The 11,965-nt window shown below is 67.5% G+C and carries 13 protein-coding genes; 3 read left to right on the top strand and 10 right to left on the bottom strand.

Features of this window, described 5'->3' with window-relative positions; translation table 11 throughout:
• Positions 1-34 precede the first annotated feature (34 nt).
• Both BVE01S_RS09465 and folP read right to left on the bottom strand, forming a co-directional pair.
• Positions 35-391 (bottom strand): DMT family protein, encoded by a 357-nt coding sequence (locus tag BVE01S_RS09465; protein WP_066626816.1) that lies wholly within the window; start codon positions 389-391, stop codon positions 35-37.
• A 63-nt stretch (positions 392-454) separates the two neighbouring features.
• Entirely contained in the window at positions 455-1,291 is an 837-nt protein-coding gene (gene folP, locus BVE01S_RS09460) for a dihydropteroate synthase (RefSeq protein ID WP_066626815.1), read from the bottom strand.
• Between the two features lie 201 nt (positions 1,292-1,492).
• On the opposite strand from folP, the gene BVE01S_RS09455 reads away from it, so the two are divergent.
• On the top strand, positions 1,493-1,906 hold the full coding sequence (locus BVE01S_RS09455; protein WP_066626999.1) for a GreA/GreB family elongation factor: 414 nt from the start codon (positions 1,493-1,495) through the stop codon (positions 1,904-1,906).
• 126 nt (positions 1,907-2,032) lie between these two features.
• Here BVE01S_RS09455 and BVE01S_RS09450 read toward each other — a convergent pair whose 3' ends face one another.
• The 7 genes from BVE01S_RS09450 to tolB all read right to left on the bottom strand — a co-directional run bounded on the left by BVE01S_RS09450 (position 2,033) and on the right by tolB (position 10,275).
• On the bottom strand, positions 2,033-2,572 hold the full coding sequence (locus tag BVE01S_RS09450; RefSeq protein ID WP_146112032.1) for a hypothetical protein: 540 nt from the start codon (positions 2,570-2,572) through the stop codon (positions 2,033-2,035).
• A 188-nt stretch (positions 2,573-2,760) separates the two neighbouring features.
• The gene (ftsH, locus tag BVE01S_RS09445) at positions 2,761-4,716 is read right to left on the bottom strand and encodes an ATP-dependent zinc metalloprotease FtsH (RefSeq protein WP_055753954.1); all 1,956 of its coding nucleotides are present in this window, start codon (positions 4,714-4,716) and stop codon (positions 2,761-2,763) included.
• An 86-nt stretch (positions 4,717-4,802) separates the two neighbouring features.
• On the bottom strand, positions 4,803-5,987 hold the full coding sequence (gene tilS, locus BVE01S_RS09440; RefSeq protein WP_502691688.1) for a tRNA lysidine(34) synthetase TilS: 1,185 nt from the start codon (positions 5,985-5,987) through the stop codon (positions 4,803-4,805).
• A 62-nt stretch (positions 5,988-6,049) separates the two neighbouring features.
• Positions 6,050-6,895 carry a tol-pal system YbgF family protein gene (locus tag BVE01S_RS09435; protein WP_066554439.1) on the bottom strand — a complete coding sequence of 282 codons (846 nt, stop codon included), beginning with the start codon at positions 6,893-6,895 and terminating at the stop codon, positions 6,050-6,052.
• Between the two features lie 41 nt (positions 6,896-6,936).
• Positions 6,937-8,079 carry a DUF3667 domain-containing protein gene (locus tag BVE01S_RS09430; protein WP_066626812.1) on the bottom strand — a complete coding sequence of 381 codons (1,143 nt, stop codon included), beginning with the start codon at positions 8,077-8,079 and terminating at the stop codon, positions 6,937-6,939.
• 127 nt (positions 8,080-8,206) lie between these two features.
• Positions 8,207-8,770 (bottom strand): peptidoglycan-associated lipoprotein Pal, encoded by a 564-nt coding sequence (gene pal / locus BVE01S_RS09425; RefSeq protein WP_066626810.1) that lies wholly within the window; start codon positions 8,768-8,770, stop codon positions 8,207-8,209.
• Positions 8,771-8,910: 140 nt separating this feature from the next.
• Positions 8,911-10,275, bottom strand: coding sequence for a Tol-Pal system beta propeller repeat protein TolB (gene tolB / locus BVE01S_RS09420; protein WP_066626809.1), 1,365 nt, complete (start codon positions 10,273-10,275; stop codon positions 8,911-8,913).
• Positions 10,276-10,416: 141 nt separating this feature from the next.
• Here tolB and BVE01S_RS09415 point away from each other — a divergent pair, with 141 nt between their 5' ends.
• A complete protein-coding gene (locus tag BVE01S_RS09415; RefSeq protein WP_066626808.1) occupies positions 10,417-10,650 on the top strand; it encodes a CopG family transcriptional regulator in 234 nt (77 codons plus the stop codon).
• Positions 10,647-11,081: a TA system VapC family ribonuclease toxin gene (locus BVE01S_RS09410; protein WP_066626804.1), complete on the top strand. Its 435-nt coding sequence runs from the start codon at positions 10,647-10,649 to the stop codon at positions 11,079-11,081. Before BVE01S_RS09415 ends, BVE01S_RS09410 begins: the two co-directional genes overlap by 4 nt.
• Before the next feature lie 3 nt (positions 11,082-11,084).
• On the opposite strand, the gene tolA is transcribed toward BVE01S_RS09410, so the two are convergent.
• Positions 11,085-11,963 carry a cell envelope integrity protein TolA gene (gene tolA / locus BVE01S_RS17105; RefSeq protein ID WP_066626803.1) on the bottom strand — a complete coding sequence of 293 codons (879 nt, stop codon included), beginning with the start codon at positions 11,961-11,963 and terminating at the stop codon, positions 11,085-11,087.
• Positions 11,964-11,965: the final 2 nt, after the last annotated feature.

Here is an 11,965-nt window from a genome sequence, read left to right as displayed (position 1 = left end):
GATGGAACAGGCCGCGGTCCGGAGCAAGCCGCGATCAGGCGCCCAGCGGCCCCTTGAAGATGAAGAAGGCCCCCAGGCCGATGAAGGCGAAGCCGACCAGATGGTTCACCGTCAGCTTCTCGCCCAGATACAGCACCGAGAACCCGGCGAAGACCAACAGGGTGATCACCTCCTGCATCGTCTTCAGCTCGGCCGGCGAATAGACCTGGATGCCGATCCGGTTGGCCGGCACCGCCAGCCAGTATTCGAAGAAGGCGATGCCCCAGCTGGCCATGACCAGGATCCACAGCGGCTTGTGATCGAACTTCAGATGGCCGTACCAGGCGAAGGTCATAAAGACGTTCGACAGGCACAACATGACGATGGGGGCGATGTAGGCGGTCAGGGGCATGGGCAGATCAGGGCTGTTGCAGACCTGCCCTCTACACCGGCTGCGACCGTCCGTCGCGGGCCTTCAATCCGCCGCCGTCACCGCCGCCTGGACCTTCAGCGCCTGCACCGTCTCGCGCACGTCGTGGACCCGCACCATCCGCGCCCCTCGCCGCGCGCCTTCCAGCGCCAAGGCCAGCGACCCGCCCAGCCGGTCGTCGGCCGCGATCGCGGTCGGATCGATAGCTTGGATCGTGCGCTTGCGGCTGGCGGCGTACAGCACCGGAAAGCCCAGATCGACCAGCGCCCGCAGCCGCGCCGTCAGCGCCATATTGTGCGCCAGCGTCTTGCCGAAACCGATGCCGGGATCCAGCCAGATCCGCTCGCGCGCCACGCCCGCCGCCATCGCCGCCTCAGCCCGCCCGTGCAGATAGTCGCGCACTTCACCCACCACGTCGTCATAGCGCGGGTCCGCCTGCATCGTCCGGGGTTCGCCCCGCATGTGCATCAGCACCACGTCGCAACCCAGTTCGGCCGCGACCGCCGCACTGTCGGGCGCATGGCTCAGCGCCGTCACGTCGTTCCACATCGTCGCCCCGGCTGCGACGGCGGCGCGGGCGACGGCGGGCTTCATCGTATCGATGCTGATCGCCCCGCCCCAGCGCGCGCGGACGCCGGCGATGACCGGCGCGACCCGGTCGATCTCCTCGGCCTCGCCCACCGGCTCGGCCCCCGGCCGGGTGCTCTCCCCGCCGATGTCCAGCACATCGGCCCCGTCCGCGACCAGCCGCATGGCCTGATCAATCGCGCCTTCGGTCGAGGCCCATCGCCCCCCGTCAGAAAAGCTGTCGGGCGTCACATTGACGATGCCCATCACCTGCGACAAGGCGGCCGTCCGCGCGGTTTGACTTTCATGGGCCATGGGACCAGCCTGTAACCGTGAACGCGCATTTCGTCAGCCAGGCTCGACGCCTTTCCCACGCGGGACGCCTCGTCGCAGGCGACTGACCCGGAACGGCCGCGCGCCCTTCGCCCCGTTCCGGGCATCGATATGAACCCAATCCTTCTCGTCGCCGCACGACGCCACGCGCGTGCGGCGTCCCATGCCGTCTGCGAGCCCGCCATGACCAAATCCACTCTGCCCGTCCGCCCGGACATCTTCCTCAGCGCCCAGGACCACGACGCCCTGTCGCGCCTGGTCGGCGACATGCCCGGCGACGGCGTGGCGGGAATGCTTCAGGAGGAACTGGAGCGCGCCGTCATCTGCGAACCGGGCGACCTTCCCAAGGGCGCCGTCCCCCTGAACCGTTGGCTGCACTATATCGACGGCCGCGCGTCCGATCCGCGCCGCATCCAGATCGTCCTGCCCGCAGACGCCGACATCGATGCGGGCAAGGTTTCGGTCCTGTCGCATGTCGGTGCGGGTCTGATCGGCCTGATCGAGGGCCACACCATCGCCTGGACCGACCCCTCCGGCGCCGCGCGCAGCCTGACGCCGGTCATGGTCGAGGATCCGGAAATCCCTGGCGGCGACTAGCGCCCGATCAGGCCGCCCAGCGCTTCCAGATAGGCGGCGAAGGCCTTGCGGCCATCAGGCGGGATAAGAATGGGGGGTGAGGCACTGCTAGCTTCTCCGCCGAGATCGCCATGGTGAAATGAGCGATTACATACGTCTCTTGTGACGCCAGCGTCGCGGATCAAGGCGCGAAAGCATTTTGCGCCACATGGAACGGGTCAGTTGGTTCATCACAGAGTCATACAGCGCAATCTGCTGATCCAATTCCTTGGCGATATCCAACAAGTCAGAAGCGAAGCTAGGGGCAGAGACTGACGAGCCCGAAGCCGCAGTCAGGATGCGTTCTGCTCGCGCCAGCAGCAAGTTGGTGGTCGCGAGCGAATCGATAGCTATAGATTCAGGCAAGTCCACGGCTCGCACATGAGTAAGAACGCTTCTGATGACGTCGATACCGCGATCTTGGGTATAGGCTTGGGCAATGGATTGAACCCAACTTGGCGACGCCGAGGCTGTGTTCGCTAGATTGATGCAAACTTTCTTCAACGCACCTGCGGCGAAGAGTGCTGCCTCGACGCTGCGCTCAGAGCGCTTGTCATTACGTTCTGCGGCTAGGTAGCCGGTGGCAAAGCCGACAGCAATCGGCGCTGCGATCCGCGCTACATCTACAACCCACTGCAAGTTGTTCACCCCTCAACATTTGCGAGCATTCCAACCGAAAAGCCAAGGCCTGTCGAGAGCAGACTGCATCATCACGCCTGTCGTTACCTTTCTCCCTCAAACAGCAACCTTCTCAGAGTGTCGCTATAGGATGCCCAAAGAAAAACCCGCCGGGAGATCGCTCTCCCGGCGGGTTCGTCTTCAGATCAGGCCTGGGCTCAGTGAACCGTCGGCACGCTGGTCGCGGCCGGGGCGGCGACCGGGACCTCGATGTCCGTGCCGTCCGACACCGGCGTCACAGGCACCGAGACCGAAGGCCCGGCGTTGGGGAAGTTGTTCTCGTCACGGTTCGGCGCGACGCCCTTCTCCAGCAGGTCCTTGATCTCCTCACCCGACAGGGTCTCGTATTCCAGCAGGGCCTGAGACAGCTTCTCGTGATCCTCGGCCTTGGTGGTCAGGATGGTGCGCGCCTCGTCCCAGCCCGAGGTCACCAGGCGACGGACTTCCTCGTCGATGGTGCGCGCCGTCTCTTCGGAGATGTTCTGGCTGCGGGCGACCGAGTGGCCCAGGAAGACCTCTTCCTGGTTCTCGCCGTAGGCCACCGTGCCCAGCTTATCGGAGAAGCCCCAGCGGGTGACCATGGCGCGGGCCAGCTTGGTCGCCTGTTCGATATCCGAGCTGGCGCCCGAGGTGATGTTTTCCGGCCCGAAGATCAGTTCCTCGGCGACGCGGCCGCCCGCCATGATGGCGATCCGGTCGATCATCTGCTGATATTTCATCGAATAGCGGTCGCCTTCCGGCAACTGCATCACCATGCCCAGCGCCCGGCCGCGCGGGACGATGGTCGCCTTGTGCACCGGGTCGGCCATCTTGACGTTCATGGCGACGATGGCGTGACCGGCCTCGTGATAGGCGGTCAGGCGCTTTTCTTCCTCGTTCATCGCCATGGAGCGACGTTCGGAGCCCATCAGCACCTTGTCCTTGGCGTCTTCGAAGTCGCGGTGGGTGACCATGCGACGGTCCTTGCGCGCCGCCGTCAGGGCCGCCTCGTTGACCAGATTGGCCAGGTCGGCGCCCGAGAAGCCGGGCGTGCCGCGCGCGATCGTCTTGACGTTGACGTCGGCGGCCAGGGGCACATCCTTCATGTGGACGCGCAGGATGCGTTCGCGGCCCGAGACGTCGGGGTTGGGCACCACCACCTGGCGGTCGAAACGGCCTGGACGCAGCAGCGCCGGGTCCAGCACGTCGGGACGGTTGGTCGCGGCGATCAGGATGATGTTCTCGGACGCCTCGAAGCCGTCCATCTCGACCAGCAGCTGGTTCAGCGTCTGTTCGCGCTCGTCATTGCCGCCGCCGAGACCCGCGCCGCGATGACGACCGACGGCGTCGATCTCGTCGATGAAGATGATGCAGGGCGCATTCTTCTTGGCCTGTTCGAACATGTCGCGCACGCGGCTGGCGCCGACGCCGACGAACATCTCGACGAAGTCCGAACCCGAGATCGAGAAGAAGGGCACGCCCGCCTCGCCCGCGACCGCGCGCGCCAGCAGCGTCTTGCCGGTGCCGGGAGGGCCGACCAGCAGGGCCCCCTTGGGAATCTTGCCGCCCAGACGCTGGAACTTGCCCGGATCCTTCAGGAAGTCGACCACCTCCTGCAGTTCGTCCTTGGCCTCGTCCACGCCGGCGACGTCGTCGAAGGTCTTGCGTCCCTTGTGCTCGGTCAGCAGCTTGGCCTTGGATTTGCCGAAGCCCATGGCGCCCTTCGCCCCGCCCTGCATCTGGCGCATGAAGAAGATCCACACCCCGATCAGCAGCGCGATCGGCAGGATGCCCAGCAGCAGGCTCATCCAGATCGACTGGCCGCCCGACTTGGCGTCGATCTCGACGTTGGCGGCCAGCATCTGGGCCACCAGCTGTTCGTTTGGATAGACGGTGGTGGAGGTGAAGCGTTCGCCGTTCTTCAGCTCGCCGTTCACCTTGTCCAGGCGGATGGTCACCTGTTTGACCTCACCCGCGTTCACGCGCTGCACCAGCTGGGAATAGCTGATGGCCTCGGGCTTGCCGGCCGGCTGGCCCGTCACGCCGTTCATGGCGCCGCCCTGCGACAGCGCCGCATAGCCCGCCAGCAACGCCAGAATGATCACGCCGGTGATCGCCAGATTACGCAGGTTCATTGAGGTCCTCGGTCGTCCGCGACCCGGGTGGGATCGACGGTCTGGATGTGTCTGTCTGGGAAAATAGGGGCTTAATCAGCGTTACGCTATCGGGTGGCGGAAATCAGGTCGTCTTCGTGCGTCGTTTCGTCCAGCGCCAGCCTGAGCCGTTCCGTAACAAGGCCGCGCCGTTCGACCCCTTCGCCTGCAAGAACCGGGGCCACCGCGTCGTCCCTGATCAACACAGGCCAGGCCCCTCGCGTCGCCGCCGGCAGCCGATTGATCTCGGCCCTGTCGGCGTCCGACAGGCTGGCCAACCGCCCCCGCGCCGGAACCACAGACCAGCCGGGACGATCGGCGCAGAAGACGAACCGGCCATCCCAAACCGCCTCGACGCCGGGCGTCAGCGCCAGCGGCGAAATGTCTCGTCTGCGCAGCTCGCCGGCCTCGCGCATCAGCCGCGCCGTCGCGCCGACAGCCTCGATGCGCGCCCCGCACAGGGTCGCCGCGAAATCCTCACCCGCCTTCAGCCGCGCCATCAGGGCGTCCAACCGCGCACCCCGGGGCGGCGTCAATCCGCCGCCGACACAGACCAGGGCCGCCGCCAGCGCCCGCGCGCCCACGTCGCGGTCCACACGCACAATGGCCTCGCCCTCGATCATCGGCCGCGCCCCGGTTTTCAACGGCGCCTGATCGATCAACCGGGGCGTCGCGCCCGCCAGCGCGTGCCGCGCCCGGCTGCGGCCGAAGCGGGGATCGGCGTTGGCGGGGTCCTCGATCCAGTCGGCCCCCTGCCCCGCCAGCCAGTCGCGCAAGCCCGCCCGCCGCTCGCCCAGTAGCGGCCGCAACAGCATCAGGCCGCGACCCTCGGGCCAGGCCGGCGACGGCGACCATTCGCGCACCCGTCCCAGCGTCGAGCCTTCGCTCCGCATCAGATCGGCCTCGGCGATGTCGTCGGCGGTGTGGGCGAACAGGACGACCGACGCCCCCGCCTCGCGCGCCGCATCCGCAATCAGTCCATGGCGCGCCGCCCGCGCCGCCGCCGTCAGACCGGTCGCGGGCTTGTCCCCGTCCCAGCCCAATCCGCGCCAGTCGGCCCCGGCGTTCCGCGCCGCCCGGCCCGCAAAGTCGGTCCAGCGGCCGCTGTCCGCATTCAGCCGATGATCGACGGTCAGGGCCACCACCGAGCGTCCACACGCCCGCGCCCAGTGCGTCGTCAGCCGCAACAGGGCGATGGAATCCCCGCCCCCCGACAGGGCCAGCGCCAGCGGCCGCTCCGTGTCCCGCGTCAGTCGCGCATCCAGCCGCGCGAAGACCCGCGCCGTCAGATCGTCCCCAATCGCTGGGCTGGGCGTCAGGCGCAGGAACCCGTCGTCTTCAGCTGGGCCGCCCGCGCCTTTTGCGGGTCCGAGGCGGCGGGCGCATAGCGACGTGTGAATTCAGCCAGGGCCGCGCACCCTTGCGGCTTCCTCTGCGTCGCGAACAGGGCGTCGGCCAGTTTCAGCGTCGTATCCGCCGCCCAGCCGATGCGCGGCCAGTCCTTCAGCGCGGCGGCGTAATAGGGCACCGCCCCAGCCTTGTCGTTCGCCGCCACCCGCAGGTCGCCCAGGCGCGAGTTGGCCTCACGCGACTGCGGCGTATCGGGCCAGGCCGCGATCACCGTTTCCAGCGCCCGCTCGCCGCGCGGCTTGTCGGTCGCCAACAGGGCCACCGCCGCCGCCAGGTCGCGGGTCGCATCGCCGGTCGGCGAGGTCGCCTCGATCGGCGCATTGAGCTCGGCCTGCGTCTCCAGCTTCTGCAACCGGCCCTCGGCGTCCGCCAGACGCGTCTTCAGCGTCTCGTTCTCGCGGGTGGCCTCGTCCAGCTGGAAGGTCAGACGCTCGTTGTCGCCGTTGATCCGGCGCACCGTGGCCTCCAGGTCGCCCAGGCGGCGGTCCATCAGGGCGAACTGCCCCTGCAGCGTCACCACCTCGGGGTCCGGCTCGACCAGCACGGGTTGGCCGGCGGCGTTTCTCTGGGTCAGGGCGCGCTCGAGCCGCCGCACATTGCGGTCCAGCTGGTCCAGGCGGCGATTGTCCCACTCGGTCCGCTCCATGATGTTGGGCTGGGCCTGCTGGGCGACCGCGCCGCCCCCGATCAGTAGGACGCCAAGGGCGGCGGCGGCGAGGAGATGAACGCGAGAAATCGAGAGCTTGGTCATGCGTCTAGCTTTCACCGATTTGGGGCCGCCGCAAGGCCGAGCTAGTGGCCGAGACCCAGATAGACGATGGCTGTGACGAACAGGCCGACCACGATGTTGCAGAACACCAACAGCGCGATCGTCCGCCACAGGGCCGAGAACCAGGACAGCGAATAGGCGCCCTTCATCTGGGCGAACACATGCACGGGCACGGCCAGCAGCCCCAGCGGAATGACGATGCCGCCCAACCACCCGGCGATCGTCGCCGACACCACCATCAGCATCAGCAGCATGGCCATGAAGGTCAGCGAATACAGAACGAACACCCCGTGGTCGTACAGGGTGAAGCCGCGCTTCCACAGGAACAGCAGGGCCACGAACGGGATGGACAAGGGCACCAGCAGGAAGGCGAACTTGTACATCGTCTGCTGCAACTTATAGAGCGCCAGGTCCGGGTTCTGCAGCTTCTTCAGCACCGTGGCGCCGATGCCGTGGCCTTCCTTCTCGGCGTCCTTGCCCATGACCTTCAGCTTGGTCTCGCCGCTCTCGCCGGTCGCCATGTCCTTGATGCTGGCCTGCCAGCTGCCGGGCTTCAGACCGTCGGCGCGGCCGTCGCGCTGCTCGATCTCCAGCCGGGCCAGGGCCGCGCGGCGGTCGTCGACCAGCTTCTGTCCGGCGTTGATCGCCATCTGCATCGTCGGGTCCGGCTGGGCGCCGCTTTCGGCCCGCATCTGGACCAGGGCCTTTTCGGCCTCGGCCAAGCCGACGCGCTGAGACGCGATCCGTTCGCTCATCTCCGCCGCCTCGCCGGACTTGGATTCCGGGTGCGGCATGAAGCTGAGCGCGAAGAACATCACGAACAGGGTGAACAGGAAGATCGCCAGCGGCGAGACGTAGCGCGTGCGTTTGCCTTCGACCCACTCGCGCGTCAGCCGGCCGGGGTTCAGCCACAGCAGCGGCAGGGTGCGCCAGATGCGGGCGTCGAAATGCATGACCCCGTGCAGCAGCTCTTCGCCCAGATGCAGCAGGCTGCGATGGACGTGCGTCGGCTGGCCGCAGTTTGCGCAGAAGTTCCCGCTCGTTTCCGCCCCGCAGTCGGAACAGACGCCATGGGCGTGATCCTCGCCGGCCTTGCCCGTCGGCTTTTCGATCGCGCCCGCCACCAGGCCGCTCGTGACGACCGCGCCCGCCCCTTCGATATCCATTCGCTGATCCCCCGATCCCTGTGGCGACTTATCTGCCGCCCGCCCGGCGTCAGGACAAGCGCCGAAACGAAAAGAGGCGCCGACCCTGCGGCCGGCGCCTCCTTCAAATCAGCCGATCAGCCGGTCGTCAGCGCGGCGCGCCCGAGACGATGGCGGTGTGGGCGTTGCGGTTGCGGGCGAAGGCGTCCTCGTTCGAACCTTCCGCGATCGGCCGCTCCTTGCCGAAGCTGATGGTGTCGATCCGGCCCGCCGGAATGCCCCGGTTGATCAGATAGGTGCGCACCGATTCCGCACGGCGGGCGCCCAGCGCCAGATTGTATTCGCGCGTGCCGCGTTCGTCGGCGTTGCCTTCGATGCGGATCGTCACCGACGGATAGCGTTGCAGCCACTGAGCCTGGGCGTCCAGGCGCGGCATGGCCTCAGGACGGACCTCATAGGAGTCCAGGTCGAAATAGATGCGGTCGCCGACGTTGACGACGAAGTCCTGTTCGGTGCCCGGCGCGGCCGAGCCCATGTTCCCGCCGGTCACCGGACCGGTCGGCGCGGTCGGATAGGCCGGACCCGTCGGTTGCGTCGTGCCGTCGTTCGGACCGGGCACGCCGGTCTCGACCGGGGGCTTTCTGGTGCAGGCGGCCATGGCTGCGACGGCGCAGCCGACGATCGCCAGTTTGAGAATGCGGGAAGTCTTCATGGGGTCGTCTCCTGACGTATCGTTTCTGGCAAGGGGCGGGCCTCAAGCTTGGCTTTACTGTCTGCCTCGGTCGATTTTTCGACGCTAGAGGCGATAACGCACAGTTGAGCTTTAAGGCTCCGACGGTGTCGGTGCGGCGTTTAGGCGGGGCAGCTGTCGGCGCCCTGGTTTACGCCCAGATTGCTCGGGCCACGGTCCAGCAGCGGCGACCAGGCAGGGTCGGTCCCGCGTCCGTTATAGCCCGCCTGCGACACCACGCGCCCCGACAGGTCCACGGTCCACAGACGCGTGTCGCCGCCCGGCGTCTGGCGCGCGAACATCACGTAGCGGCCATTCGGCGCCCAGTTCGGCCCCTCCTCGAAATAGCTGGAGGACAGGATGCGCTCGCCCGAGCCGTCGGCGTTCATCACCCCGGTCGAGAACCGGCCGCCACCCTGTTTGGTGAAGGCGATCAGATTGCCGGTCGGGCTCCAGGACGGGGCCGTATAGATGCCGCCGCCGCGCGAGATCGGTCGTTGGCCCGATCCGTCCGACCGCATGACATACAGCCGCGCCGAACCCGAACGGTCCGAGGTGAAGACGATCTGGCTGCCGTCCGGACTGAACGACGGCGAGGTGTCGATGCCCGGGTCGCTGGTCAGGCGCGTGATCTGGCGGCTGCGCAGGTCCATCACATAGACGTCGGTATTGCCGCCCCGGATGATCGAAAACGCAATCTTGTTGCCGTCGTTGGAGAAGCGCGGAGCCAGCACCTGACCGTCGAACTCGCCCAGGCTCTCGCGCCGGCCGGTCGTCAGATTATACAGGTATATGCGGCTGTAGTCCTTGCCCAGCGCCACATAGGTGATCTCGTCTGGCTGCGACAGCGAGAAGCGCGGCGACATGATCACCTCGTCGCCCTGCGTCAGATAGGTCGGGTTGAACCCGTCCTGATCGGCGATGGTCAGGCGGTTGATCCGGTTCAGCTGCGTGCCCTCCTCGGACACGAAGATCACGCGGCTATCGAAGAAGCCCGCCTCGCCGGTCATGCGCTGATAGATGACGTCGGAAATCTTGTGCGCGATCCGGCGCCATTGCTCCTGGGTCGCGGTGAACTGATAGCTGACCAGCTGGCACTGGCGGTAGGGGTCATACAGGCGGAAGCCCACGTCCAGCCGCCCGTCGCCGCGCGTCGTCACCCCGCCGTACAGCACCGCCTGCGCCCCGATCTGGGTCCACTGGGGGAAGTTCGGCGCATTGGCCAGGGTCAGCCCCGCCTCGATGAAGCTGGACGGGTTCAGCGGCTCGAAGAAGCCCGACCGCTTCAGATTGGCGCTGACCACATTGGAGATGTCCGACCCGTGCGTTCCGGCGAACGGCACAACCGCGATCTGAAGCGGGCGCAGCACGCCCTGATCGATCTCGACCTCGACCGGCTGGTTCTGCTGCGGCGTCTGGGCGGCGGTGGTCAGGGGCGCCGCCATCGCGACAGCCGCCACGGAGGCCAGAAGAAGGTTCAGACGCATCAGATGCTCCCATAAGTCTCGAAGGATCGCCGCCCCTTATCGCCGGGCCGTTCGACTTTCGCCAGCTTCACGGGGAATGGGGCGACATTCGGGACGGGAGCGATCATTGATGCGTGATGCGTGATGCATTATCTTACAGCCATGCGCACTACACTCGCCATCGACGACGACGTGCTGAACGCCGCACGGGCCATCGCGGTTCAGACCCGAACCTCTGTGGGCGAAGTCATTTCCGATCTCGCGCGCCGCTCGATCACACAGGCCAGGCCGGACACGTCGCCCGAGTTCCGCAACGGCATTCGTCTCCTGCCGCACCGCAAGGGCGCTGTGGTGACGACCGAACAGATCAACGCTCTGCGCGATGAGCTGCCTTGATCGCGCTTTTGGACGTCAGCGTCCTGATCGCATTGATCGATCCAGCCCATACCGAGCATCTCACCGCCCACGCCTGGTTCGCAAATGAGCATCAGGCTGGTTGGGCGACCTGCCCGCTGACCGAAAACGGCGCGCTTCGAATCCTCAGCAATCCGAAGTATCCAAACTCGCCGGGCGCGCCTGCGCAGGTGTTGCCCGCGCTTCATTCCTTGCTGAGCCAACCCGGCCATGTGTTCTGGCCCGACGACATCAGTCTGCTGAGCGACCGTTTGATCGCGCAGGATCGCCTGCTCACCTCGGGCCAGTTGACGGATACCTATCTGCTGGCCTTAGCCGTATCGAACGGCGGGCGGCTGGCCACGTTCGACCGACGCCTGGCGCCCGACGCGGTGAAGGGCGGCAAGGCGGCCCTACATCTCATAACGGCCTGACGCTCAGCGATTGCGGCACGCCCTTTCGGTGTTGAAGGTCGGGCGATAGACCCCGCCGGGGAAGCCCTGCGGCACGTCGAAGGGCGCGGTCTGGCGCAGGGCGCGCAGGGCGCCGTCGGCGGCGGCGCGATAGACGTTCGACGACTGGGCGTTGATCAGGCTGGGCCCGCGCGTGATCCGCCCATCGGCCGACAGGGTCAGCTCGACCTGGATGCGCAGCTGGTCCGCGCCGGGGATGTCGCAGGGCAGGATCCAGTTCGGATAGACTTGATTGAAGATGGCCGTGATCTGCGGGCCCGTGGCCTGGGACGCCGCGCCAGCCCCCTGCTGCCCCGTCGCCGGTCGGCCGCGATTGTTGGTTGGGCGCGTCGGTCCGGCCAGGGCGTCCAGATCCAGGCTCGGCTCGGTGCGCTGGGGCGCGGGGCGGGCGGGTGCGGGCGTCGCCGGGCGCGGGGTCGGCTGGGCCTTGGTCGGCGGCGCCGGCGTCGGCGGCTGGGGTCGAGGCGTCGGACGCGGCGGCGTCGGGGTCGGCGTGGGCTTCGGCGTCGGCGTGGGCGTCGGGGCCGGGCGCGGCGGCGTGGGCCGCGGCGGTGTCGGGGTCGGGCGCGGCTGGGGTTGCGGCGGCGTCGGCTCGGGCGTCGGCGGCACGGGATCGGGCTGCTGCACCGGGGCGGTCGCGGCGTCGTCGGGCGAGGGTTCGGGCTGCGGATTGTCCGCCGGCGCCGCCTGGATCACCTCCTCCGAGACGATGGTCACCGGCACCGAGGCGACCAGCGGCGTCTCGTCCTCGTCCGTCCTGTGCGACACCATCACGAAGGCGAGCGCGACCACCCCGGCATGCAGGGCGAGCGATCCGAGGATGGCGGGGCTCGGCCGACGCAAAG

It is taken from the genome of Brevundimonas vesicularis NBRC 12165, from assembly GCF_001592205.1.
GTDB classification, from domain to species: Bacteria; Pseudomonadota; Alphaproteobacteria; order Caulobacterales; family Caulobacteraceae; genus Brevundimonas; species Brevundimonas vesicularis.
Note: the sequence above shows the minus strand (reverse complement) of the source record. Positions and strands in the feature narration are given on the sequence as shown.

Coding starts and splice junctions, on each gene's coding strand:
- pal (WP_066626810.1), bottom strand. CDS start 8,770: ATGAAGACTTCCCGCATTCTCAAACTGGCGATCGTCGGCTGCGCCGTC.
- BVE01S_RS09435 (WP_066554439.1), bottom strand. CDS start 6,895: ATGACCAAGCTCTCGATTTCTCGCGTTCATCTCCTCGCCGCCGCCGCC.
- BVE01S_RS09415 (WP_066626808.1), top strand. CDS start 10,417: ATGCGCACTACACTCGCCATCGACGACGACGTGCTGAACGCCGCACGG.
- BVE01S_RS09430 (WP_066626812.1), bottom strand. CDS start 8,079: ATGGATATCGAAGGGGCGGGCGCGGTCGTCACGAGCGGCCTGGTGGCG.
- tolB (WP_066626809.1), bottom strand. CDS start 10,275: ATGCGTCTGAACCTTCTTCTGGCCTCCGTGGCGGCTGTCGCGATGGCG.
- BVE01S_RS09455 (WP_066626999.1), top strand. CDS start 1,493: ATGACCAAATCCACTCTGCCCGTCCGCCCGGACATCTTCCTCAGCGCC.
- ftsH (WP_055753954.1), bottom strand. CDS start 4,716: ATGAACCTGCGTAATCTGGCGATCACCGGCGTGATCATTCTGGCGTTG.
- folP (WP_066626815.1), bottom strand. CDS start 1,291: ATGGCCCATGAAAGTCAAACCGCGCGGACGGCCGCCTTGTCGCAGGTG.
- BVE01S_RS09465 (WP_066626816.1), bottom strand. CDS start 391: ATGCCCCTGACCGCCTACATCGCCCCCATCGTCATGTTGTGCCTGTCG.